The sequence below is a fragment of the Mannheimia pernigra genome (assembly GCF_013377995.1).
In the GTDB taxonomy this organism is placed as follows: Bacteria; Pseudomonadota; Gammaproteobacteria; order Enterobacterales; family Pasteurellaceae; genus Mannheimia; species Mannheimia pernigra.
In genome coordinates, this window is record NZ_CP055305.1 from 588557 (window position 1) to 613847 (window position 25291).

Below are 25291 nucleotides of genomic sequence, written 5' to 3' on the forward strand. Positions count from 1 at the left end.
ATGTGATCTGTGTCTAATTTTTTAGGTACTGCTCAAAAATAGTGTGTAAATTTTGTTCATCTTGTTTAATCATTTCTTAGCTTTCAGAAACAAGCAAGACTGGCAGGGTTATCACGCAATCGGTAAAAGATGGCAAAGATTTGACCGCTTGTAGTAAAGCCGCTGTGTCTAAAATTGCGTTGGGCAGTGAGTTAATCATAAACTCTACAGGGCAAAATGAAAAAATTTTGTGATCTCTCTCACAAATAATCAAATACAATCTTTTTTAATCTAATTTTGTTGCTATTATTCAGCCTAACAATTTCCCTGTGAAATTTATTCTCTGTTTTGATTCACCAAAAATAAGAGGTTCTCTTATGGAATTTATTACTGATATTCTCCTTTTCTTAAAGGATCAAGTGCTGAATAAAGCCCCTTTCTTGTTAGGTATTGTAGCTTGCTTAGGTTACATTCTTCTTAAAAAAGATACTTCTACTGTTCTTAAAGGTACGATAAAAACCATTGTTGGTTTTATGATTGTACAAGCTGGTTCAGGCTTTCTTGTAACCAACTTCAAACCCGTTATTGAGGGTTTAGCAAAATACCATCAACTTGCAGGTGCGGTTATTGACCCTTACACCAGTATGCAATCGACCATTCAAACAATGGGTGAAAATTACTCTTGGGTAGGCTATGCGGTAATTGGTGCATTATTCTTAAATATCTTACTGGTGGTGTTCCGCCGTTTAACCGGTATCCGCACGATTATGCTTACAGGGCACATTATGTTCCAACAAGCAGGCTTGGTTGCAGTGTTCTATATGATCATTGGTGCCTCAATGTGGGAAACCATCATTTACACTTCTGTGTTAATGGCTCTTTACTGGGGTATTTCTTCCAACATTATGTATAAACCAACCCAAGCAGTAACAGGTGGTGCAGGCTTCTCTATCGGGCATCAACAACAAATTGCTTCTTGGATTGCAGTAAAACTTGCTCCAAAACTTGGCGATAAAAACGATACTGTGGATAAAATGAAATTACCGAACTGGTTAAACATTTTCCACGACAGTATCTCAGCAACAGCCTTAGTAATGACCGTTTTCTTCGGCATTATCTTACTCTCTTTCGGCTTAGATAACTTAAAAGAGCTAGCAGGCAAAACCAACTGGTTTATGTATATTCTTGAAATGGGCTTGAAATTTGCGGTGGCAATTCAAATTATTGTAACGGGTGTACGTATGTTCGTAGCAGAGCTTTCTGAAGCCTTCAAAGGTATCGCAGAACGCTTAATTCCAAACTCAGTATTAGCTATCGACTGTGCAGCAATTTACGCATTCTCGCCAAATGCGATGGTATTCGGCTTTATGTGGGGGGCAATCGGTCAGTTCGTGGCAGTAGGCGGATTATTAGCCGTTGGTTCACCAGTATTAATCATTCCAGGCTTTATTCCAATGTTCTTCTCTAACGCAACTATTGGTGTGTTTGCAAACCAATTCGGTGGTTGGAAAGCGGTGATGAAAATCTGTTTTGTGATGGGTATCATCGAAGTGTTAGGCTCTGCATGGGTAATCCAAATGTTAGCGAGCCAAGGCACAACCTTCAACGGCTGGATGGGTATGGCAGACTGGGCATTATTTTTCCCTCCAATCCTACAAGGTATTATTAGTATTCCAGGCTTCTTCTTCGTGATTGTGGCAGCAGCTATGGTGTATATGTTCTTCGCATCTAAACAACTTCGTGCAGAAGAAGCAGAAGCCGCTACGAAAGGTTTAAACCTTGAACAGCTTGACGGCTACGGTTTAGATGACGTAAAAGCAAAGTCAAAAGCGGAAGCAGTACAACAAGCGGTCGAAAATGCTGAAAATTCTGCAAATCCTGCAAATCCGATTCGTATTCTTGCGGTGTGTGGCTCAGGTCAAGGCTCATCAATGATGATGAAAATGAAGATCAAAGGCTATTTAGACAAACGCGGTATTCCAAATATTATGGACTCTTGTGCGGTAACTGATTACAAAGGCAAATTAAGTGAAGTAGATATTATTGTCTCAAGCAAACACTTAGCCAATGAAATCGATGTGCCAGAGGGTAAAGCGGTACTCGGCGTGCAAAATATGCTAAACCCGAACTCATTCGGCGATGAATTAGTTGAATTAATCAACAAACATCAGGCAAAATAATCCTAATTCCCCTTACTTTGTAAGGGGAAATTTACTAACAGGAATAATATATGAAATTCTCTCGTACTTTTCTATTCACTTTACTATCAACTGCCTTAGTATGTACTGTTCAAGCAGCACCAAAAGAACCATACACTCAACCAGGTTTTGACACTCGTAGCATTGAAAAACAACAAGCACCAATTCATTGGGTTTCAGTCGAGCAAATCAAAGCAAGCCTTGAAGGAAAGCCGCCAATGAATGTTAGTTTTGATATTGATGATACTGTATTGGCAAGTAGCGGTTGTTTCTATTATGGTAAAGAAAAATATTCACCAAATGATTACAGCTATCTGAAAAATCAAGATTTCTGGGATGAAATCAATGCAGGTTGTGATAAATATTCTATTCCAAAAGAGGCTGCCCGTGAACTTATTAATATGCATCAAGAGCGAGGAGATAAAATTTTCTTTATTACAGGGCGTACAGCCGGTAAAGATGATCAATTAACACCATTGTTAGCAAAAACATTTGGCATTAAAGATATGCAGCCGGTGAATTTTATGGGTGGACACGGCGTAGATCAACTTAAAACTAAATTTAATAAAACGGCAGGCATTTTAAAACATAATGTACAGTTACATTATGGCGATAGTGATGATGACATTCTTGCAGCAAAAGAGGCGGGTATTCGTGGTATTCGTTTATTGCGTGCAACCAATTCAACTTATTTACCGTTCCCACAAGCAGGTGGATATGGTGAAGAAGTTTTAATTAATTCTAGTTATTAATCTGTTATGATTTGTATAGTAATTATCTTTAAGGAAAGAAAATGAACTTAAAACAATCTCTTATTGAAAACAATTCAATTCTTCTTAATCAAAAAGCAGCAAACTGGAAAGAAGCAATTAAACTAGGTACAGATCTACTTGAAAAATCTGGGGCTATTGAACCTCTTTACTACGATAACATTATCAGCAAAATTGAAGAAATGGGACCTTACATCATTCTTGCTCCAGGACTGGCAATGCCACACGCACGTCCTGAAGAAGGTGTGGTTAAAACGTCATTTGCGTTAGTCACTTTGGTAGAACCTGTCTATTTCGATGGCGAAGATGAGCCTGTTTCTGTGTTATTTACCCTGGCAGGGAGCGATTCAGACCGCCATATGCAAGGTTTGATGGAAATTACCCAAGTTTTAGACGATGAAGAGAGTGAAACAGGGGTAAATTTAGAAAAAGTCTTAGCCTGTAAAACTGCTGATGATGTTTATGTAATGATTGATAACGCATTGAACGGCTAGTACTAACAAATTTTAAAATCCACAGAGGAATATTAATATGTCAAAACCCTTACTACAAATCGCATTAGATTCACTCAGTTTAGAAAAAGCTGTTGCGGATGCAAAACAAGCTGAAAATTTAGTAGAAATCATAGAGTGTGGCACAATTTTAGCCTTTGCAGAAGGTATGAAAGCCATTTCTACCTTACGTGCATTACACCCAAATCACATCATTGTGTGCGATCTAAAAACCACCGACGGTGGTGCAATTTTAGCTAAAATGGCGTTTGAAGCAGGTGCAGATTGGCTCACTGTTTCTGCCGCTGCTCACCCAGCAACCAAAGCTGCTTGTAAAAAAGTGGCTGATGAGTTCAATGCAGCTCACCCAGAACTCAAAGTGAAAAAAGAGATTCAAATTGAGATCTACGGCAACTGGACAGTTGAAAAAGACGCCAAAGAGTGGGTGGAATTAGGGGTTACGCAAGCAATTTATCATCGCTCTCGTGATGCAGAATTAGCAGGTAAAGGCTGGACAGCAGAAGATATCGAGTTAATGAAGCAACTGTCTGATTTAGGCATTGAGGTCTCTATCACGGGTGGTATTGTGCCAGAAGATATTCACTTGTTCAAAGAAATTAAAAATGCCAAAGCCTTTATTGCCGGTCGTGCATTAGTGGGTGAAAAAGGTAAACAAACCGCTGAAGCGATTCGTGCAGAAATTGATAAGTATTGGGTATAGTGATTTATTCTTAATTAAAAATAATAAGCGATTGATATTTACCAACGTCAATCGCTTATTTTTTATTAGCTAACGATGGATTTAATATGTTTTTTAGTCCATTTATATAAAAAGTAGATAAGAATTTCTGACAAGATAATCATATTAAATAAAATAACAGGAGAAGAAATATTCAGTAATCTACCTAAAGATAAGGATAAAACAAATGCACCGATGATAGTAAATATCGTAATGATACTCTTGTTAGATAAAATATACTCAATCCTCATAACACTCCTAGTACTCCATAGAAATGGAGTGATTAGAAAAGAGCCAAAAACATAAGGCGTATAGATATATTGAATAAGACTCTCTGACTTAATTAGAGTTGATAAAGCAAATAAAATAATTAATGAAAATATTGATGTAACAATTGATACAGTTATACAAAATCCATATAAATCACTCGAGTAATCTTGTTTTATTTTGATAAAAATACTATCAACATCAAGTAAAGGATAAATAGAAAGTGATGAAAGAGTAAATATCATAGTCCAATACTGTGTAACCCACTCATCATCTTTAAAAAAAATCATTAATAATAAGTTGCTTGCTAAATAAGAGGCAAATAATAGTACAAGTGCAAGATATGAAGAGATATTCTCTTTATGCTGTATCACTTGAATTTTGTTTTCCAGTAATTTTATATTCCTTTTGTATAAATAATGACCTAAAAGAATGACTTCTACGAATCCCCCAGATAAGATTGAAAACACTACTAATATATCATATCGAGTATTTAGTTCTTGATTTAGGAGTAGAATGCTCATTGTGCAAGTAATAAATACTCTTACAAAAGCAGATTGAGAAACTGGGAGAGTATATTTATTAATTATCAAACAGGCCTGTAAATATCTTTTCAACCCAATAAATATGAGTGAAATAGATAAAAAATGAGAAACTTCTCTAACAGAATGATTATCAATAAATAAAGAAACATAACCATTAAAGATAAGAAAAACAGAAATAATAATTGCCACACTCCATTTTAGTGAATGACTATTATTACCATTTTTTACAATAAAAGGAGCTATAGGATAAATAATCGCATTTGCGAACATTAGGTAAGCAATTGCAACCGTATAATTATGAGTAATATCTATAGGGTTATCTAACATTAGAAATGCAACAAGAGGCAATTCAATACTAAGTAATAGAATACTTATAGCACTAGGCAACCATAGCTTAATTAAATTTATACTATTTATAAGGTTCATAGTGATGACATAACCAATAGAAATCTTTTTTTAATTGATATAAATCTTTATTTTCTATCATAACACCCCCTATTCTATCTCTAATAGAGTTTACTTCTGTTTGAGGTGTTTCTTCATCAACATCCCAAAATGTTGTATAGTCACTATTAATCAACAATTCTGCTGATTTATTTAAGTACTTTCCTTCTTTTTTAGGGAACCATAACCAAGCAACATAACTATTCAAACTGTTTGGAATATAAATATCTTTTTCCATCTGAAGTTTAAAATGAATCTCTTCAATATGAATATTAAAGGCTTTTTGATACATTTGTGGAATCATTCCTCCAGCAGCCCTTGCTGCGATTTCCAAGAAAATAGCCTCTCCTTTATCATTAATGAATACTTCTAAATGAGTAACACAATTTGGCAAATTTCCCATTGCATTTAAAACTGACTGATTAAACTTAATAAGTTTTAAGTAATCTTTATCTTCATAAGAAAGTAGAATTGTACCATTTGGTTTACCCATTAAAAATTCAGCAACAGGTGAAGAGTACTGACCAATAAAGACTGATAAAACCTTATTATCTTGAATAATCGAATCAATATGATAAAGCGTCCCATCAACATATTCATCCAATTCATAGTTTTCAGACTCTTTATTTTCTAATAGCCATTTTTCAAGTTCTTCTTTGTAGGTTATCTTAACTACACCATCACAAGCGGCTAAGTTTGTTGGTTTTGCGATAATTGGCAAAGAAAGATAATTAATAATTTCAGTGAGATAACTTTCTAATGAATGGTATTTTTGTGAGGTATGTTGAATATATTTAGGTAATTTAATCTGATCAGCAATTTTCTCCTTCATTGTAATTTTATTGGTAAACTTTAAAATATCAATTAATTTATCACCGATAATATTAAAATTATCTCTAACTCTAGCAGCTAAAGGGAGTAAATATTCGTCATTACAGAGAATACGAATATTATCAAGAGAATAAGAATGGGTAGATAAAAAATCCGATAAGTTTTGTGAAATATTTTCAAATAAGTAAGGTTCAGCAACGATAATATTATTAAAATAAGGTTTATTACTACCTAAAGATAATAACCCTGTATTACTTGTAATCAACAAGATGTGCTGATCTTCTGAAACCAGATTTGCCCAATTTGAGCGGAAAATCACAAGATCTTGCAAAACAATCATTAATTTCATGCTATTTTTCCTCTTGCCAATTCAAAGTACTGATCTTTTTCCCTAAAAAATCTACAACAGTATTTGTATCATATTTCCAATGATTACTAGGAAAAACAACTTTTCCTGAGGCATTTGGAATATCTATTACATGTTGAGGAAATGCTAAACCAGATAACTCATTTCTTAATACAGTCATAATATCGATTTCATCTTGAATAGACATTACAAATCTAGTAGTTGAAGTAACTTCCTGACCATGATATATGTAATATGGTCTGACTCCTAATTGGAAAAGTGTCAAAAATAGCTTTTTTAATATACTAACACTATCATTTATGCCTTTAAGAAAGACAGTTTGGCATAATAATATATATCCCATACGTCTAAATTGTGATATTAATTCTATAACCTCTGGTTGAAGCTCATCAGGATGATCAATATGTAAGCTTAAATACATTGTTGGTTTGCAATTAGCTATATCTTTTAATATATCTAACCTAACTTTATCTGGATTTTGTAGAGGGAATCTAGTATGTATTCTAAGAACCTTAACATGCTCAATATCTTTTAATTTCTCAAATAAATATTTTAATCCATGTGGGTTAGTTAAAGGATCTCCGCCACTAGCAATAACTTCATAAATTGATGGATCGTCTTTGATATATTCTACAATATCATCTATTTGCTCTAATCTTAGCCGTCCTTCGACATCTAATCCTACACCAACTCGATCCTGCCTCTCACAATATCTACAGTTAGCTGCACAAGTATACGATAGTAGTACTAATATTTGCCCATCATATTTTTTCACTGTACCAAATACAGGAGATGATTTCTTTTCATTTAATAAATCAACACTAAGATCAGCATGAATATTTTCATATTCAGCATTAAAATAGTACATTTCTCGAATAGCTTCACTTTTTTCAGACAGCTTCTTAAGATAAGGAGTTAATTTTTCTGCAAATCTTGTATCATCTAAAAATTTAACATCAATATTTTTCATACATACCTATTTTTTAATTAACTTTATCTCTAAGACATTTACCATTATAAAAATCAAGTAATAACTTTGATGATTTCTGTCTCATTTCTAAAAACGCCTCCGAAGAATAAAATGCAGAATGTGGAGTTACTACTACAGATTTATGATTAACAATATCTAGATCTACATTTGGTTCATTCTCTAGTACATCGAAACCAGCGAAAGAAATAATTTCTTCTTCTAATAACAATTTTAATGCACTTGTTGAAACTATAGCACCCCTAGCAGTATTTATAAGAACAGCCCCCTTTTTGATACATTCTATATTATTCGTATTTATCAAATGATATGAGCTTTGATTCAAAGAGCAGTGAATAGATATAAAATCTGACTCTGATAGTAAATTCTCTATATTCTCGTATCTAAATACGCCTAGAGATTTATCTATACCACTATTTACAATAGGATCATAAAAACCTATTTTTAATCCAAATGGCTTCGCTCTTAATGCAAGAGCTTGACCTATTCTACCAAAACCGATAATCCCTAGACTTTTCCCTCTTAACCTTGGAATTTCTTTAGCATTTATCCATTCCCAAATATTTTCTTTAACATGAGAGTTTAATAAAGTAATTTTTCTATTTAATGAAAGTAGTAATGCCGTTGCATGATCAGCAACTTCTTCTGTACCATAATCTGGAATATTATAAACAGGAATATTTTTGAATCTCGCATAATCAATATCAATATTTTCAAACCCAACTGCTGCTTTTACAATAATCTTACATTTTTCCAACATATCAATAATTTTACTATTCAAATCAATACTAGATGCACAACCCCATAAAATAATGCCATCAGCTTGGGAAAGTAAACTTATTGGTATATCCATTAAACTTTTCACATGTAATAAATCTAAATCATAACCATGTAATATGTCTTTCTCTATCTGTAAATCACTAAAATGTTTTTCATAAATAGAATCAATAATAAGTATTTTCTTCATAATTGTTCCCTTAATTAGCGATAGTACCAAGATGCTAATACCAGAGGAACAAAAAATCAACATAAAAATTACATTTCTTAAACAAAAAATTAATAAAAAAACACCAAATAGCTTCAATACCTATTACCCAGAACTTAAAGTGAAAAAAGAGATCCAAATTGAAATCTATGGTAACTGGACAGTCGAAAAAGACGCCAAAGAGTGGGTGGAGTTAGGTGTTACTCAAGCTATCTACCACTGTTCCCGTGATGCAGAGCTTGCAGGTAAAAGCTGGACAGATGAAGATATTGAATTGATGAAACAGTTGTCTGACTTAGGCATTGAAGTCTCTATTACTGGCGGTATCGTGCCAGAAGATATTCACTTATTCAAAGAGATCAAAAATGCCAAAGCCTTTATTGCAGGTCGTGCTTTAGTGGGTGAAAAGGGTAAACAAACTGCCGAGGCAATTCGTGCTGAAATCAATAAATACTGGAGTTAATGAGACTCTATAAAAGAAATTGAGTTCTAACTATCTGCTAGAACTCAATTTTTTATTCCTTGAAAATGGGCTTATTTAGCAGTTGCCATTTTCCATACTCTTGCTACATTTGCGCTAGCTGAAATCAGATTTTCTTTACCGAGCTTGAGGGTTTCTTCAAGGCTATTGAGTTGGCGAATAATCGGGAAAACCGCATCAATGCCGTGTTGATAAACCACAGGATAATCCTCTCTCAGTGAGCCTGCAATCGCAATTACAGGTTTATTAAACTGCTTGGCGATTTTGGCAACGCCAATCGGGGTTTTACCTGCGATGGATTGGGCATCCATTCTGCCTTCACCTGTAATCACTAAATCCGCATCAGCTATTTTTTCGGCAAGATGAGTGGTTTCAATAATAATGTTCACGCCTGAGCGAAGTGTAACATTTGGTAGCAGTAATAAACCGCCACCCATTCCACCTGCTGCCCCTGCTCCTGCTTTATCCGCAATTTCAACGCCAAGTTGTGTTTGAGCTTGCTCAGCAAAATGGCGGAGAGCATTATCTAAGGTTTCCACCATTTCAGGCGTTGCCCCTTTCTGCGGTCCGAAAATGGCAGAAGCCCCTTGCTCGCCACATAACGGATTATCTACATCACAGGCGACTTCAAAAGCGACTTGAGATAAACGTTTGTCTAAGCCGCTTAAATCAATCTGCTGGATTTGACTTAATGCTTCGCCTCCAAAGTCGATTTCTTGCTTTTTCGCATTGAGGAATTTTACCCCTAAGGCTTGCAACATGCCTACTCCGCCATCGTTTGTCGCACTGCCACCAATGCCGAGAAGGATTTTTTCCACGCCACAATTGAGCGCTGCTTTAATCAGCTCGCCTGTGCCGTAGCTGGTGGTAATCAGTGGATTTCGCTGTTCATTTGGCACAAGATGTAAGCCACTTGCCGCGGCCATTTCAATAAAAGCCGTTTTTTTATCACCTGATAGCCCGAAAAAGGCTTCAACTTGGTTTACAAGCGGTGATTTTACGCTGATTTTTTGCAAATTGCCGTTGGTAGCATCAATCAGCGATTGTACCGAGCCTTCGCCACCGTCTGCCATCGGTACAAGCTCATAATCAGCATTCGGGAAAATGCGGGAAAACCCCGTTTGAATAGCCTTCGCCACCTCTAAAGCGGTCAGGCTCTCTTTAAATGAGTCGGGAGCAATTACAATCTTCATCATTTCTTTTTAGTTAAGCGTTCCCCATAGATCATATTCATCTGCATTGGTAATAGTGACGGATATAATTTGACCAACGCTTACCGCTTTATTTTCAAGGTTATCCACATAGACCATGCCATCAATTTCTGGGGCATCCGCCATTGAGCGTCCTACAATACCATCGTCATCAATCTCATCAATAATGACTTGTAACGTTTTACCGATCTTTGTTTGTAAACGTTTGGCTGAAATTTGTTGTTGTAATTGCATAAAGCGGTGAAAGCGTTCTTCTTTTACTTCTTCGGGCACTTGATCTTGCATATCGGTTGCAACCGCACCATCTACAGGGCTGAATTTAAAGCAACCGACACGGTCAAGCTGTGCTTCTTTTAAGAAATCAAGTAACAGTTGGAAATCTTCCTCTGTTTCACCTGGAAAGCCGACAATAAATGTTGAGCGTAGCGTTAATTCTGGACAGATTTCACGCCATTTTTTGATACGTTCAAGCGTTCTTTCAATTGAGCCTGGGCGTTTCATCGCTTTTAAAATTTTCGGGCTAGCGTGTTGCAGTGGAATATCCAAATACGGCAAAATTTTTCCTGTCGCCATCAGAGGAATTAAATCATCTACGTGGGGATATGGATAAACATAATGCAAGCGTACCCAAACCCCCATTGAGCCTAAGTGCTCACACAGTGTCATTAAGTTGCTTTTTATTGGCATACCATTCCAGAAAACGGTTTTGGTTGCAGCCTCTTTTTTACGATCTAATGAGTAAGCTGAAGTGTCTTGAGAGACGATTAACAGCTCTTTTACACCAGCATCAACCAAGCGTTTGGCTTCATCTAACACTTGCACGATAGGGCGGCTTGCCAAATCACCACGCATTGAGGGAATAATGCAGAAAGTACAACGATGATCGCAGCCTTCTGAAATTTTTAAGTAGGCGTAATGTTTCGGCGTGAGCTTCACCCCCTGTTTTGGCACAAGGCTGGTGTATGGGTTAAATTCAGGTTTTGGTACATATTTATGGACGTGAGTCATTACCGCTTCATAGCTGTGTGGGCCTGTAATTTCCAACACTTTGGGGTGAACTTCGCGAATTTGGTTCTCTTTTGCCCCTAAACAGCCAGTTACGATCACTTTTCCATTTGCTTCTAATGCTTCGCCAATGCTTTCAAGTGATTCTTGCACTGCAGAATCAATAAAACCACAGGTGTTTACAATCACTAAATCCGCGTCTTCATAGCTTGGAATAATGTTGTAACCGTCAGCACGTAGCTCGGTTAAAATACGTTCGGAATCAACTAAATTTTTAGGGCAGCCTAAGCTGATAAAACCAATATTTGGGGAATCACTCATATAACTCTCAACAATTAAAAAAGAAAATGCCTACAACTTTTGTCTTGTAGGCAAAAAACGAGCGAGATTTTACAAAAATTTGCCGCAAATAGCGATAACAAGCGGTTATTTTTTAATAAAGTTTTGCAAATAGTTAATTAATATCGTTAAGCATTGCCAGCACAATAGCAGATGATTTCTCTGCGGCTAAAGGTAAGAATTCCTCAAAGGAAAGATGAGATTTTTTATCTGCCACATCAGAAACAGCTCTAACAATGACAAATGGCACATTAAAGCCGTGGCAAACTTGTGCAATTGCTGCGGCTTCCATTTCCACTGCCACCACATTTGGAAAATTTTGGCGGATTTCGTTGATTTTTTCGTTGCCATTAATGAAGGCATCGCCACTACAAATTAAACCTGAAACGACGTTAAAGCCTGCTTTTTTGGCTTCTTTTTGGGCTAATTTGACTAATTGTTCATTTGGTTTAAATGCTGCGGGATTTTGTGGTAATTGTCCGATCTCATAGCCGAATGCGGTTACATCAACATCGTGATGGCGTACTTCGGTTGAAATTAAAATATCACCCACATTTAAGGTTGGATTCAAGCCACCAGCAGATCCTGTGTTAATAATTATATCGGGTTGAGTAAGTTGGATAAGTAAGGTTGTTCCCATTGCTGCAGATACTTTACCAATGCCCGATTGTAATAATGCGATACAAGTGTTATTTATATTTCCTTCATAAATTTTACAGTTGGTTAATTCAGTCGTTTTCGGATCGACCATTAAATTGCGTAAAATTTCAACTTCTTGTGCCATTGCACCAATAATACCAATTTTCATTATTTCGTTTTCTCTATACTTCTTATTTAATTAAAAATGCTACTTTAACCATATTAATAGTGAGGCGGAGGCGTTTCTTCAGCTCTTGAGGCAACTGGGCTTATCTGTACCCCTTTTAATTTTTCAGCAATATGGCGAATTTGGGTTTGTAGTTTATTTATCGAAAATTGTTGCTCAATTAATGCTTGATTTAATTCCTCGATAATCTGTTCTTGGAAGGCAACTTTCGTTTCCAACTCGGTAATTCTTGCCGATAATGTACGATTATTATCCATTTTAGTGAAAAAAAGGTTGTGTGAAATGAAATTACACTTTACCCTATCTAGCGTCTTCTTAACAGTTATTTTTATAAGGAAAAATTATGTTAAAAACTAAGTTATCTGCAATTGCCGTTATTGCAAGTGCTGTTTTGGCAACAAATGCAATGGCTGAAGAAAAAGCTAATCCAAAGTTTATTGATGAGTCATCTTATGCGGTTGGCGTATTAATGGGTAAAAATATCAATGGTGTAATTGAATCACAAAAAGAAATTTTTACCTATAATCAAGATAGAATTTTAGATGGTGTACAAGATACGTTAAAGAAAACAGGTAAATTGACGGATGAAGATTTACAAAAGCAGTTAAAATCTTTAGATGTTTATTTATCAGCAAAAGAAGCTCAAATTAATGAAGAAAAAACTAAAGTAACTGTTGCCGCAGGTGATAAATTCCGCACTGATTATAAAAAACAGTCAGGTGTGAAAGAAACATCTTCGGGCTTGTTATACAAAATTGAAAAAGCAGGCGAAGGCGAATCGCCAAAACCACAAGATACCGTTAAAGTTCACTATAAAGGCACTTTAACAGATGGCACCGTTTTTGATAGCTCTTATGAGCGTGGTGAGCCGATTGAATTTCAATTAAATCAATTAATTCCTGCGTGGATTGAAGCTATTCCGATGTTGAAAAAAGGTGGCAAAATGGAAATTGTTGTTCCACCTAAATTGGGTTATGGCGAGCGTACAGCTGGCAAAATTCCAGCAAATTCAACCTTAAAATTTGAAATTGAATTATTAGATTTCAAAGCAGCAGAAGCCAAAAAATAATTTGGCATAAAAGCCTAATCATTGAACCTACAAAAGCGGTTAGATTTATTATAAGATTTGCAAAAAATGTAATAAAACTAACCGCTTGTAATTTGTATTATGACCAAAAAATTCACCCCTTTTTCTGATGAAGATCATGCCATTCTGGCGTCCTATTTTCCGATTGTAGATGGCATTGCCGCGCTTATTGGTGAGCATTGCGAGATAGTGTTGCATTCATTAGAATTTCTTGAACATTCCGCTATTTACATAGCAAACGGACATAACACCAATCGTAAAATTGGTTCGCCCATTAACGATCGAGCACTAAAATCATTGCATCATATGGCAACCGATAGCGTTTCTAAACCGTATTTCACGAAGGTGAAAGGTGGTGTGTTGATGAAATCGATCACGGTGGCTATTCGTAACGGTAAGCAGCACGTTATCGGACTATTGTGCATTAATATCAATTTAGACGTGCCGACTTCGCAATTTCTGGCTTCTTTTATTGCCCCACAAGATGAAGCTGCAGATGTGACTTTTGCAAGCTCAATAGAAGATTTAGTTGCTCAAACGATTCAAACAACCATTGATGATGTTATGGTAGATCGCAATACTTCCAACAATAATAAAAATCGCCAAATTGTGATTTCGCTGTTTGAAAAAGGCATTTTTGATATTAAAGATGCAATTAACCAAGTGGCAGAAAAATTAGCGATTTCTCGCCATACGGTTTATCTCTATATTCGCCAAATCAAGCAGCCAGAAAATGGAGATAGCGATTAATGGAGTATGTTCTAGCGGTAAAATCACCCGTTTATGGATCGCAAGGGGCGTTTTTAGCCTATCAAGTGGCGGAAGAGTTATTGCAAGCAAAACATATCATTCGCCAAGTATTCTTTTTTCAAGAAGGGGTGAGCAATGCTAATGCGTTGGTTAATCCAGCAAGTGATGAAATTAATTTAGTCCTAAAATGGAAAAAATTAGCCGAATTACACCGCTTGCAACTGCATTTATGTATTGCTGCTGCTCAACGTAGGGGCGTGGTGGATGAACAAACTACAGCTATTTCAACAACTAATTTAGCTCAAGGATTTACCCTTGCAGGACTGGGCGAATTCAGCCAAGCTGTATTAAAAGCCGACAGAGTGCTCACATTTTAAAATGAAAAAATATAAAATCGCTTTTCTATTTACACGGCCCCCTTTTGGATCGGCAATGAGCCGTGAAGGATTAGATGCCCTACTTGCGGCGAGTGCGTTTTGTGATGAGCAAGAGATCGCTATCTGCTTTATAAATGATGGTGTATTTAATTTGGTTTCAAACCAGCAGCCAGAGCAAATTTTGCAAAAAGATCATATTTCTACTTTTAAATTATTAGATCTCTACGATCTTAATGAGTGTTTTGTATGCCAAGAGAGCGTGAATTTGCGTAGATTAGAGCATACGAATTGGGTATTGCCACATCTTCAATTTAAAACACAATCTGAAATACTCATATTACTTAGCCAAGCAGAAAAAGTGATGACTTTTTAAGGAATACCGATGCTTTATACGCTCTCCAAAGCACAATATAATGATGAAACGCTGAGTTTATTAAATTATGTAAATGACAACGATGCTGTTATTTTATGGCAAGATGGCGTGTTACAAGCTGTCAAAAATCCACAATTTTTTGCAAATTTGCCCCGTTGTTATCTTTTAGAGAAAGATGTTATCGCAAGAGGGCTGCAACCATTACTTTCTGAATTTCATACCATTTCATTATCAGAATTTGTTAAGTTAAGTGAAGTTTACTACCCTCAAGTTGAGGTGTGATTTCCTTTGTCATAGCAAATAAATTGGATTATGATGTGGCTACCTTAAAGGAGGACTTACAATGAAGACAAAATATCTTGTTTCATTACTTGCTCTGGCACCAGTGTTTGCCACTGCACAAAATAATACAACTTGGATAGACAAACAACATACCAAAGCCAGCAATACATTAGATCATTGGGCAAATAATATTAATAGTTGGCTAGGTGATGCCGATCCGGATAAACCTGGCACGGCTTCTTTGCGTGTGATATTAGATAGCAGTTGGAATAAATTCGATAAATTTTCAGCTAAGCCTCGTGTGCGTGGTAAAATCAAACTGCCTGTTTTAAAGAAACATTTAAATGTGGTATTTGGTGATGACGAGCTGGATAACGAATTAACAGATAAAAACTACGTTGGAAAATTATACAAAAATGTGGATCCTAAAAAACATTATAATTCTCGCGAAGCACGTGATTCCAACGCATCAATTGGACTACGCTGGTCTGATGGTATCAAATCGTTAGGAATTGATACTGATTTAGATGCGGGTATTCGTTCAGGTAGTGATATTTTCGGACGTTTACGCATCAGCAAAAATTGGCAAATTACCGATCAATTTAGCACTCGCCTAGAACAAATCTACCGTTACGGTACGGAAAGTAAGCACTACTTACGCACCAACTTTGAAAATAAATATACAGAAAATGAGACGACGTTCATTATGAATCATACGAATTTTGAATATCGTCACGATGTAGATGAAGAGAAAAGCTGGGGAAATAGTCTCTACCGCCAGCACAGCTTAAAGCCACTTACACATATCACTTATGGTATTGGTATGGGGGGGCGTTTAGATAAAAATGTATCCAAACTGAATTATTGGGGGCCATTTGTTACCTATCGCCAGCCACTCTGGAGTAATTGGGTTTTTGTTCAACCAGAAATCAGCTTCTACAATAATAAAGATGGAAATCGTAAGCACTTTGCTCACACATTTTTACGTTTAGAAGCAATTTTCTAATTTATATAATACAAGCGGTCGATTTTGCAATATTTTTTACAAAATCAACCGCTTGTTGATGATTAGCGTTTTCCAAACATTCCGCCGAGTGCGCCCAAACCGCCACCGCCAAGTCCGCCGAGAGCACCTTTCATACCACGCATCATTTTAGCCATTCCACCTTTACGCATTTTTTTCATCATACGTTGCATATCGTCAAACTGTTTGAGCAGTTTATTCACATCTTGCACTTGTGTGCCAGAACCTAATGCAATACGGCGACGACGTGAACCTTTGATAATCTCAGGATGAGCACGTTCTTTTAACGTCATAGAGTTGATGATGGCTTCCATTTTAACGAACATCTTATCATCAACTTGATTTTTAACGTGTTCGGGCAGATTTTTTGCACCAGGTAACTTATCCAGCATTGACATCATACCGCCCATTTTTTTCATCTCAATAAGCTGCTCGCGGAAATCTTCAAGGGTAAAATCATCGCCTTTCTTGAATTTTTGAGCAATTTTCTCGGCTTTTTCCTGATCGACTGAACGCTGAATATCTTCAATTAAAGACATCACATCGCCCATACCTAGAATGCGAGAAGCCACCCGATCAGGGTGGAAAGGTTCTAAAGCATCGGTTTTTTCGCCCACACCTAAGAATTTAATTGGCTTGCCTGTAATTTGACGAATAGAAAGTGCCGCACCACCACGCGCATCGCCATCAACTTTGGTTAAAATTACCCCAGTTAATGGCAGGGCTTCGTTAAAGGCTTTGGCGGTATTTGCCGCATCTTGACCTGTCATTGCATCAACAGTAAAGAGCGTTTCTACTGGATTAAGGACGGCGTGAATCTGCTGGATTTCTGCCATCATTTCGCCATCAACGTGCAAGCGACCTGCCGTATCTACAATCAATACATCAAAGAAATTTAGTTTTGCGTGCTTAAGTGCCGCTTCTGCAATTGCCACTGGTTTTTGGCTAGTTTCGGTTGGGAAGAAATCAACATTTAACGCTTCAGCTAAGGTTTGGAGCTGTTTAATTGCGGCAGGGCGGTAAACATCGGCAGAAACCACCAATACTTTTTTCTTGTGGCGTTCTTTTAAGAATTTCGCTAATTTTCCAACAGAGGTTGTTTTACCTGCACCTTGTAAACCTGCCATTAAGATAACAGCTGGCGGTTGTGTAGCAAGGTTAAGTTCTTCATTTGATTCGCCCATTGCGACTTCTAATTCACGTTGAACGATTTTTAAGAACTCTTGACCTGGGGTTAAACTTTTATTAACTTCAACGCCTAACGCACGCTCTTTAACCTTGTTAATAAAATCACGCACCACAGGGAGAGCCACATCTGCTTCAAGCAATGCCATACGCACTTCACGCAACGTATCTTTAATATTATCATCGGTTAGGCGGCCTTTACCTGTAATGTGACGCAGCGTTTTGGAAAGTTTATCGGATAAGTTTTCAAACATTATTATTTTCTCAATTTGCAAATTTTTAGAAAAAAAGAACCGCTTGTAAGCGATAAATTGCGAACATTATACAGAAAAAAGTGAGTGGATTATAGAGATAAAAAAACGGCATAACCTAACGCTATGCCGTAAAATTTGACGATATTCGAGGAATCATTATTACTTGTTATAATGTGTGTTAATGATACTCCGAGTTATAGATAAAAGTGAAGTGATATTTGCAAATTTGTATTAGAAATGAGAAGTAAATCACAAAATGATTTAAATTTTTATAAAACGAGAGAAAAGCTAAAGCCCCGATGATTTCTCATCAGGGCTTTATAATATGGCTCCTCCTGCGGGACTCGAACCTGCGACATATGGATTAACAGTCCACCGTTCTACCGACTGAACTAAGGAGGAATAGATGGTGCCTCGAGGCGGAATCGAACCACCGACACGGGGATTTTCAATCCCCTGCTCTACCGACTGAGCTATCGAGGCAACTCGTCATTTGCGGGGTGCATTATGCTGATTTTTTTAGGCTTCGTCAAATGGAAATTTAACTTTTGACTACATCATACTAAAAATTGAGCAATTTGCTTCAAAACTCCTAAACAGAAAACCCTGATGATTGCTCATCAGGGCTTGTAATATGGCTCCTCCTGCGGGACTCGAACCTGCGACATATGGATTAACAGTCCACCGTTCTACCGACTGAACTAAGGAGGAATAGATGGTGCCTCGAGGCGGAATCGAACCACCGACACGGGGATTTTCAATCCCCTGCTCTACCGACTGAGCTATCGAGGCAACTCGTCATTTGCGGAGTGCATTATGCTGATTTCACCTGCTAACGTCAAACATTTTTTACTGAATTTAAAAAAACTTGGGTTTAAGTGTTTTTTTTTTATACTTTTCGGCTAAAAAACAGCATAATTTATGTGTTATCGAATATTTTGATATTTCTCTCTCGCAGTTGTTACTTTTCTTAAATAATTACGTGCTTGAGATGAAGGATGGGCGGTCGTTAAAATTCGATAAACCGCATCGGCTGAAAGATCATTAATTTTATTGATTGCAGCGTATTTGTCTGAATTAAACACACGCAATACCGCTCCCGCACCACTATTATAGGCTGAAATCATCGCATAGCGTTTCGCTAATGGATCGGCAATACCATCTAGATATTCATCACGTAAAATCTTTAAGTAGAGTGTTCCTGCATCAATATTATTTGATGGATTGTAGAGGTATTCACGGCTAGGCTGTCCGCTCATACCCTTACGCACAAAAATATCACGCCCTGCCGTGCGGGGTACTACTTGCATTAAACCAATTGCATTAGCATAACTTACCGCATAAGGATTGAAAGAAGATTCCACCTCCATAATCCCTAAAATGAGGCTTGGTTCAATGCCATATCGTTTAGCCATTCTACGCACAAGTGGTAAATATTGTCTTGCACGTACTTCAACGTGCCACGCCACCATTTTGATGGTCACATAAGTTACCGTCTGACCATTTTTTAAACGGCGAGTTTGTAGTTTATTTTGTAGCAAATAGGTAGCAAAATCATTTGCAAGTGCTACATTCGTAATATCACGCGAAAATTGATCTCTTACCTGGCCTTTTAAGAAAGGATTTGTGCTAATAGGCACATCGCCTGATGAAAATAAGTCGATCCCTCTAGGATCCCTACCCATTAATAATGTATGAACAATGGAGTTGCGAAGATGGTTTTGATTGCCTAAAGTTTCAATCGTAATCACCCCTTCTTCAAAAGAAATATGGCTACGTGTGTAGAATTTATCGGTATATTTTACATAGTCTTTCTTACTTGCAACTAATAGCTCACTACTTCCCCAAATATCATCAATATTATGCGAAAATTGACCTGTTAAAATATCTAAGCCATTTGTATCTTTTGAATAATCTATGCGGGTAGATTTTGTTCTCTTGTCACTTGAGGACTTATTGCTACCACAAGCCACAAGAAAGGGAATAATTGCCAGCATTGGCAAATATTTTGCATATTTTTTCATTTTGAATTTAACCTTGAATTATCCGATTGGCTTATAGCCCTCAATAATGATTTCTTTACCTTCAAATAAAAAATTCACCATTTCCTCTTCAAGCAGCTTGCGATGCTCAGGATTCATCATATTGAGTTTTTTCTCGTTCACAATCATCGTCTGTTTTTTAATCCATTCAGACCACGCGTGTTTACTGATAGTATCAAAAATACGTTTGCCGAGTTCTCCTGGATACAGTTGAAAGTCTAAGCCTTCGGCATCTTGTTTTAAGTATTCGCAAAATACGGTACGAGCCATAATTTAATCCTTAATTTTTGTTTGTTACGCTAAACGCCAGCTCATCTAAAATGCGTTTAACTGGCGTGGCTAAACCTATTTCATTATGTTGGCTGAAATCATACCAATAATCAGCCTTTGAAGATATACTCGAGAGATAATTTCCTGCGTTTTCCTGGGCAACAAGCGGTAGTTTTTTATCTTTTTTTTGCAAATTGACCTCGACTAAAATCGGAGTAATATCCAAATGAAAATGGCTAAATGTGTGCCTAAATGTAGTTAATTGCTGTGAAATGCTCAAATCATTCATAAGTTCACATTTTTCTAATTCTGCCAAACTAGAAAATTGCGGAAAGGCAAATAATCCGCCCCAAATGCCTTTTTCTTCACGCTTTTGTAATAATACTTTTGAGCCAGCTTTTAAAATTAAAAAATAGGCTTTGCGTTCGGGTAAGGTTTTTTTCGGTTTCTTTGCGGGGAATTTATCCCACGCTTGTCTTGCATTGGTTTGGCAATTTTCTTGTAGCGGACAGAGCAGGCATTTCGGTTTAGTGCGAGTACAAATCATCGCCCCCAAATCCATCATTGCTTGGTTAAAATCGGCCACTTGTTTGGTGGGAGTAACACGTTCACTTAACCGCCAAAGTTGATTTTCGACCGCTTTTTCGCCAGCCCAGCCTTCAACGGCAAAGTAGCGACTTAACACGCGTTTTACATTGCCGTCTAAAATGGGGTGTGGGGAATTTAACACTGAAGACAACACCGCTCCAGCTGTACTTCTTCCCACGCCAGACAACGCCAGAACATCATCAAATTGAGTGGGAAATTCGCCACCAAATTTATCTCGAATTTGCACTGCCGCATTGTGTAAATTTCTCGCTCGAGCGTAATAGCCCAAACCCGTCCATAAATGTAACACTTCGTCAATAGAGCCATTAGCTAAGTCAGTAACAGTTGGAAATCGTTCAATAAAACGTTCAAAATAAGGAATAACTGTGACCACTTGGGTTTGTTGCAACATCACTTCTGATAGCCAAACCTTATATAATGTTTTATTTTGTTGCCAAGGCAAATGCTTGCGTCCATATTGCTCAAACCAAGCCAATACAGATTGTGCAAATGGGTCAGACACTTTCGCTTGTGCCAATGGATATTGTGCAGAATCCTTACTCATTAAAAATCTTGAAATTGAAAAAAGAAATCATCATACTGCAAGCGGTTGTTTTTGCCAAAAATTTTACATGTTGAGAAAAATGAAATGCAATTTCCTCCTCTTTCTAGTGGCATTTTACTTCGCCGTTACAAGCGTTTTTTGGCTGATATTCAGCTCCCAAATGGCGAGAAAATGACCATTCATTGCCCGAGTACGGGGGCGATGACAGGCTGTGCCAATACAGGCGATACAGTTTGGTTTTCAACTTCTAATAACCCAAAACGTAAATATGCTCATACTTGGGAACTGACCCAAACCCAAACTGGCGATTTTATTTGTGTAAATACGTTAAGGGCAAACCAGCTTGTGCAAGAAGCGTTGGAAAATCAATGGATTAAGGAGCTTTCGGCTTACCTAGACATTTTACCTGAACAAAAATATGGCACTGAAAACAGCCGTGTCGATTTTTTACTGAAATCTGACCGCTTGCAGGATTGTTTTGTAGAAGTGAAATCTACCACGCTATTAACTCAAAATGGCATTGGTATGTTTCCCGATGCTAAAACCAAGCGGGGGCAGAAGCACTTACGAGAGCTGACTAAAATCGCACAGCAAGGGCAACAAGCGGTCATTTTTTTCGCTATTTTGCATACTGGCATTCAGGCATTTGAAGTGGCAAAACAGATCGATCCTAACTACGCTGAATTGTTGGAAGTGGCGAAAAATCAACAGGTTAAAGTCTTAACTTATAAAGTAGAAATGATTTTAGAAAACGGCAAACCACAAGGTATGCGATTAAATCAACATTGCCATTATTTAATCAATCCCACCCGCTTGTAATTGAAAACGCAATAATCATACCCATATAAGCGAAAGTGTTTAAATATAAAGGATATAAAATGACAACGATTGTATGCGTCCGCAAAGACGGAAAAATCGCATTAGGCGGTGATGGACAAGCAACGCTAGGCAACAGCATTGAAAAAGGGAGTGTGAAAAAAGTGCGTCGTTTGTATAAAGACAGCGTCGTGACAGGTTTTGCAGGCTCTACGGCAGATGCGTTTATTTTGCGTGATTTATTTGAGAAGAAACTTGAATTACATCAAGGTCATTTAGTGAAAGCTGCGGTGGAGTTGGCAAAAGAGTGGCGAACAGAGCGAGCATTACGCCGTTTGGAAGCGATGATGATAGTCGCGAATAAGAGTGAATGTTTATTAATATCAGGCTCAGGGGATGTGATTGAGCCCGAGCAAGAGGTGCTAGCGATAGGTTCAGGCGGTAATTATGCAAAAGCGGCAGCTTTGGCGTTACTTCGCACCAAGAATGATTTATCGGCAAAAGAGATAGTGTCTGAAGCCTTAAAGATTGCGGGAGATATTGATATTTATAGCAATCACCATCACGTAATTGAAGAAGTTTAATCATTTAATACCCTCTCCCCTTGTGGGAGGGGTAATCAATTTAAGGAATAATTTATGTCAATGACCCCTCGTGAAATCGTCTCAGAGTTAGATGCTCATATTATCGGTCAAAAAGAGGCAAAACGTGCGGTAGCGATAGCATTACGTAACCGCTGGAGAAGAATGCAGCTACCCGAAGCCCTTCGTCAAGAAGTGACCCCGAAAAATATTTTAATGATTGGTCCAACGGGCGTGGGCAAAACAGAAATTGCCCGCCGTTTGGCAAAATTGGCGAATGCACCTTTTATTAAGGTAGAAGCTACTAAATTTACTGAAGTGGGCTATGTGGGCAAAGAGGTGGAGTCGATTATTCGTGATTTAGCGGATGTGTCGATGAAATTGGTTCGCCAACAAGCGGTCGAAAAAAACAAAATGCGTGCACAAGATGCAGCGGAAGACCGTATATTAGACGTTTTACTGCCGCCAGCAAAAGACCAATGGGGAAATGTGCAAGAAACGGACAATCAAACCACACGCCAAGCGTTTCGGAAAAAATTACGAGAAGGTCAGCTTGACGATAAAGAGATTGAGATTGATGTGGCTGCACAAGTCAGCGTTGAAATTATGACCCCACCGGGTATGGAGGAAATGACCTCGCAACTGCAATCACTGTTTGAGGGGATGTCGCCAAACAAAACGAAAAAACGCAAACTGAAGATTAAAGAGGCGTTAAAGTTGATGTTAGACGAAGAGGCGGCAAAACTGGTTAATCCTGAAGAGCTCAAACAGCAAGCGATTGAAGCGGTGGAACAGCACGGCATTGTATTTATTGATGAAATTGACAAAATTTGTAAGAAAGGTGAACACTCAGGCGGGGAGGTATCTCGAGAAGGGGTGCAGCGAGATTTACTGCCGATTATTGAAGGCTCAACGGTTAATACCAAACACGGAATGGTAAAAACCGACCACATTCTGTTTATCTGCTCGGGGGCATTTCAAGTCTCTCGCCCGTCAGATTTATTACCGGAATTACAAGGACGTTTACCGATTCGAGTGGAATTAAACTCGCTAACGAAAGAGGATTTTGAGCGTATATTAACGGAGCCGAATGCGTCATTAACCTTACAATATAGCGAGCTGATGAAAACGGAAGGGGTGGAGATTGAATTTACGCCAGCAGGCATTAGTCGCATTGCGGAAAGTGCGTTTCGGGTGAATGAAAAAACGGAAAACATCGGAGCCAGACGTTTACACACGGTGCTGGAGCGTTTAATGGACGGCATTTCTTTTGATGCGAGTGAACGACGAGGCGAGAAAATCGTGATTGATGAGCATTATGTGAACGAGGCGTTAAATGAGGTGGTGGAAAACGAAGATTTAAGTCGGTTTATTTTATAAGTGTTGTAAGTGTTACAAGCGGTTATTTTTGCAAATTTTTTTGTAAATTTGACCGCTTGTCATTCTTATAATTAAGGTAGTGACAAAATGAAAAATCAATACAAATGGCCAGCTGCAAGCTCTCTTTACCCTAATCGTGGCAAAAAATCGTATGCAGGAAAACGTTTGCGTTATAAACTCCGCTCTTGGCTGCACCATATTCAAATTAAAAAATTTGAACAATTTATTGCCCAGCACCCCCAACTAATCTCGCTTTTAAATGCAAGACCTAGTTATAGTTACCCGCTTGCTCACCGCTTTCTAGATAAGCGTTTTACCGCAACGCAACGGTTAGTGCAGATTTGTGAAAATTTACTGTTTTTACCGCAAAAACTCAGCCATTTACCACCATTATGGCAACAATCGGTAAATTTTGGCGAAATCATTCCCGATTTTGAATTGCTTTTAAACATTAATGAACACCAGCCAATGGAAGGTTTTTGGGCTTTAGAACTTCGTTATAAGCCAAGCCAACAATTAGTTTATTTGCTGACTTTTGGCAAATTAGATGATGCATTACTAATTGCCGTTATTCAAGGGCCTAATTTTGAAAATTCAAAAGAGCTTGTTAAGCAATTAACCAAAGATTGCTATGGCTTACGTCCTGCATATTTAATGGTAGAAGCAATGAAAGCCTTAACGGCCGTATTAGGTTATCAGCATTTACTTGGTATTCCGCAAAAATATCAAAATAAATCTCGCTGGGTACAAAGTAAACGTTATGTTGTAGATTATGATGCGATTTTTGCTGAGGCTAATGGCATTTTAGGGAAATATTGGCAATTACCGCTTGAATTGGAAAGTAAGGCAATGGAAGATATTCCGAGCAAAAAACGTTCAATGTACCGTAAGCGTTATGAAATGCTCAATAATCTAAAAAAATCAATGGAAATGGCGTTGCATTTATCTGATGTAAATATGAACGAGTAAATAAAAATAAACAAGCGGTCTTTTTTAGTAAAAATATTGCAAATAGTGGCTAGAAAAAGACCGCTTGTTTAATTTGAGCTTTATCGCTAGAATTCCCATCCACAGGTTAAAATTTTAGTGTTAATAGCACAAAAAATAGATTAAAATCGCACTTTTTTATTTACAGAGAAATAATTATATGATGAACTCACTCACTCACTCACTCACTCACTCACTCACTCACTCACTCACTCACTCACTCACTCACTCACTCACTCACGGCGTAGTGTAGCCTCGTTGCTA

General features: G+C 37.5%; 26 protein-coding genes, 4 tRNA genes and 1 pseudogene. 15 read left to right on the top strand and 16 right to left on the bottom strand.

The window, feature by feature from the left end:
• Positions 1-356 precede the first annotated feature (356 nt).
• The 4 genes from HV560_RS02895 to HV560_RS02910 are packed head-to-tail and all read left to right on the top strand — an operon-like array spanning position 357 to position 4159.
• Positions 357-2159, top strand: coding sequence for a PTS ascorbate-specific subunit IIBC (locus HV560_RS02895; RefSeq protein WP_176812111.1), 1803 nt, complete (start codon positions 357-359; stop codon positions 2157-2159).
• Between the two features lie 50 nt (positions 2160-2209).
• Positions 2210-2929 (top strand): acid phosphatase AphA, encoded by a 720-nt coding sequence (gene aphA, locus HV560_RS02900; RefSeq protein ID WP_176812112.1) that lies wholly within the window; start codon positions 2210-2212, stop codon positions 2927-2929.
• 41 nt (positions 2930-2970) lie between these two features.
• Positions 2971-3441 carry a PTS sugar transporter subunit IIA gene (locus HV560_RS02905; RefSeq protein ID WP_176812113.1) on the top strand — a complete coding sequence of 157 codons (471 nt, stop codon included), beginning with the start codon at positions 2971-2973 and terminating at the stop codon, positions 3439-3441.
• Between the two features lie 37 nt (positions 3442-3478).
• Entirely contained in the window at positions 3479-4159 is a 681-nt protein-coding gene (locus HV560_RS02910) for a 3-keto-L-gulonate-6-phosphate decarboxylase UlaD (RefSeq protein ID WP_176807883.1), read from the top strand.
• 65 nt (positions 4160-4224) lie between these two features.
• On the opposite strand, the gene HV560_RS02915 is transcribed toward HV560_RS02910, so the two are convergent.
• The 4 genes from HV560_RS02915 to HV560_RS02930 form a co-directional block, all read right to left on the bottom strand.
• A complete protein-coding gene (locus HV560_RS02915) occupies positions 4225-5316 on the bottom strand; it encodes a hypothetical protein (protein ID WP_159628899.1) in 1092 nt (363 codons plus the stop codon).
• 82 nt (positions 5317-5398) lie between these two features.
• Positions 5399-6613, bottom strand: coding sequence for an ATP-grasp domain-containing protein (locus HV560_RS02920; protein WP_176807884.1), 1215 nt, complete (start codon positions 6611-6613; stop codon positions 5399-5401).
• Position 6614: 1 nt separating this feature from the next.
• Positions 6615-7601 (bottom strand): KamA family radical SAM protein, encoded by a 987-nt coding sequence (locus HV560_RS02925; RefSeq protein ID WP_176807885.1) that lies wholly within the window; start codon positions 7599-7601, stop codon positions 6615-6617.
• Positions 7602-7614: 13 nt separating this feature from the next.
• Entirely contained in the window at positions 7615-8586 is a 972-nt protein-coding gene (locus HV560_RS02930) for a C-terminal binding protein (protein ID WP_176812114.1), read from the bottom strand.
• Positions 8587-8698: 112 nt separating this feature from the next.
• Here HV560_RS02930 and HV560_RS02935 point away from each other — a divergent pair.
• A pseudogene (locus HV560_RS02935) lies at positions 8699-9067 on the top strand (orotidine 5'-phosphate decarboxylase / HUMPS family protein); the annotation flags it as partial.
• A 71-nt stretch (positions 9068-9138) separates the two neighbouring features.
• Here HV560_RS02935 and HV560_RS02940 read toward each other — a convergent pair.
• From HV560_RS02940 to HV560_RS02955, 4 genes are all read right to left on the bottom strand, one after another.
• The gene (locus HV560_RS02940) at positions 9139-10278 is read right to left on the bottom strand and encodes a glycerate kinase (protein WP_176812823.1); all 1140 of its coding nucleotides are present in this window, start codon (positions 10276-10278) and stop codon (positions 9139-9141) included.
• Positions 10279-10287: 9 nt separating this feature from the next.
• Positions 10288-11622, bottom strand: a complete 1335-nt coding sequence (rimO, locus tag HV560_RS02945) for a 30S ribosomal protein S12 methylthiotransferase RimO (RefSeq protein WP_176812115.1) — start codon at positions 11620-11622, stop codon at positions 10288-10290.
• Positions 11623-11755: 133 nt separating this feature from the next.
• Positions 11756-12448 (bottom strand): 5'-methylthioadenosine/S-adenosylhomocysteine nucleosidase, encoded by a 693-nt coding sequence (gene mtnN / locus HV560_RS02950; RefSeq protein WP_176807889.1) that lies wholly within the window; start codon positions 12446-12448, stop codon positions 11756-11758.
• 53 nt (positions 12449-12501) lie between these two features.
• Complete coding sequence (locus HV560_RS02955) at positions 12502-12723, bottom strand: SlyX family protein (RefSeq protein ID WP_159628906.1); 222 nt, start codon at positions 12721-12723, stop codon at positions 12502-12504.
• Between the two features lie 86 nt (positions 12724-12809).
• Between HV560_RS02955 and fkpA the strand changes: the two genes are divergently transcribed.
• The 6 genes from fkpA (at position 12810) to HV560_RS02985 (ending at position 16341) form a co-directional block, all read left to right on the top strand.
• On the top strand, positions 12810-13535 hold the full coding sequence (gene fkpA, locus HV560_RS02960) for an FKBP-type peptidyl-prolyl cis-trans isomerase (RefSeq protein ID WP_176809364.1): 726 nt from the start codon (positions 12810-12812) through the stop codon (positions 13533-13535).
• Between the two features lie 99 nt (positions 13536-13634).
• The gene (locus HV560_RS02965) at positions 13635-14303 is read left to right on the top strand and encodes a helix-turn-helix transcriptional regulator (RefSeq protein WP_159628908.1); all 669 of its coding nucleotides are present in this window, start codon (positions 13635-13637) and stop codon (positions 14301-14303) included.
• Complete coding sequence (tusD, locus tag HV560_RS02970; protein ID WP_159628909.1) at positions 14303-14680, top strand: sulfurtransferase complex subunit TusD; 378 nt, start codon at positions 14303-14305, stop codon at positions 14678-14680. Before HV560_RS02965 ends, tusD begins: the two co-directional genes overlap by 1 nt.
• A 1-nt stretch (position 14681) precedes the next feature.
• Positions 14682-15053, top strand: coding sequence for a sulfurtransferase complex subunit TusC (gene tusC, locus HV560_RS02975; protein WP_176812116.1), 372 nt, complete (start codon positions 14682-14684; stop codon positions 15051-15053).
• Positions 15054-15062: 9 nt separating this feature from the next.
• Positions 15063-15335: a sulfurtransferase complex subunit TusB gene (gene tusB, locus HV560_RS02980; protein WP_176807891.1), complete on the top strand. Its 273-nt coding sequence runs from the start codon at positions 15063-15065 to the stop codon at positions 15333-15335.
• A 61-nt stretch (positions 15336-15396) separates the two neighbouring features.
• Positions 15397-16341, top strand: a complete 945-nt coding sequence (locus HV560_RS02985) for a hypothetical protein (RefSeq protein WP_176809360.1) — start codon at positions 15397-15399, stop codon at positions 16339-16341.
• A gap of 62 nt (positions 16342-16403) precedes the next feature.
• On the opposite strand, the gene ffh is transcribed toward HV560_RS02985, so the two are convergent.
• The 8 genes from ffh to mutY all read right to left on the bottom strand — a co-directional run bounded on the left by ffh (position 16404) and on the right by mutY (position 21263).
• On the bottom strand, positions 16404-17798 hold the full coding sequence (ffh, locus tag HV560_RS02990) for a signal recognition particle protein (RefSeq protein ID WP_176812117.1): 1395 nt from the start codon (positions 17796-17798) through the stop codon (positions 16404-16406).
• A 326-nt stretch (positions 17799-18124) separates the two neighbouring features.
• A tRNA-Asn gene (locus HV560_RS02995) sits at positions 18125-18200 on the bottom strand.
• A gap of 5 nt (positions 18201-18205) precedes the next feature.
• Positions 18206-18281 (bottom strand) — tRNA-Phe (locus HV560_RS03000).
• 152 nt (positions 18282-18433) lie between these two features.
• Positions 18434-18509: transfer RNA gene (locus HV560_RS03005), tRNA-Asn, on the bottom strand.
• 5 nt (positions 18510-18514) lie between these two features.
• A tRNA-Phe gene (locus HV560_RS03010) sits at positions 18515-18590 on the bottom strand.
• Between the two features lie 134 nt (positions 18591-18724).
• Entirely contained in the window at positions 18725-19822 is a 1098-nt protein-coding gene (gene mltC / locus HV560_RS03015) for a membrane-bound lytic murein transglycosylase MltC (protein ID WP_159628915.1), read from the bottom strand.
• Between the two features lie 18 nt (positions 19823-19840).
• Positions 19841-20110, bottom strand: coding sequence for an oxidative damage protection protein (locus tag HV560_RS03020; protein ID WP_176807894.1), 270 nt, complete (start codon positions 20108-20110; stop codon positions 19841-19843).
• 10 nt (positions 20111-20120) lie between these two features.
• The gene (gene mutY, locus HV560_RS03025; protein WP_176812118.1) at positions 20121-21263 is read right to left on the bottom strand and encodes an A/G-specific adenine glycosylase; all 1143 of its coding nucleotides are present in this window, start codon (positions 21261-21263) and stop codon (positions 20121-20123) included.
• Between the two features lie 84 nt (positions 21264-21347).
• Between mutY and sfsA the strand changes: the two genes are divergently transcribed.
• The 4 genes from sfsA to HV560_RS03045 all read left to right on the top strand — a co-directional run bounded on the left by sfsA (position 21348) and on the right by HV560_RS03045 (position 25009).
• Positions 21348-22082, top strand: coding sequence for a DNA/RNA nuclease SfsA (sfsA, locus tag HV560_RS03030; protein ID WP_176812119.1), 735 nt, complete (start codon positions 21348-21350; stop codon positions 22080-22082).
• 59 nt (positions 22083-22141) lie between these two features.
• Entirely contained in the window at positions 22142-22663 is a 522-nt protein-coding gene (gene hslV / locus HV560_RS03035) for an ATP-dependent protease subunit HslV (RefSeq protein WP_159628919.1), read from the top strand.
• Between the two features lie 54 nt (positions 22664-22717).
• Positions 22718-24040, top strand: coding sequence for an HslU--HslV peptidase ATPase subunit (gene hslU, locus HV560_RS03040; protein WP_176807897.1), 1323 nt, complete (start codon positions 22718-22720; stop codon positions 24038-24040).
• A gap of 87 nt (positions 24041-24127) precedes the next feature.
• A complete protein-coding gene (locus tag HV560_RS03045) occupies positions 24128-25009 on the top strand; it encodes a VirK/YbjX family protein (RefSeq protein WP_176812120.1) in 882 nt (293 codons plus the stop codon).
• Positions 25010-25291 lie beyond the last annotated feature (282 nt).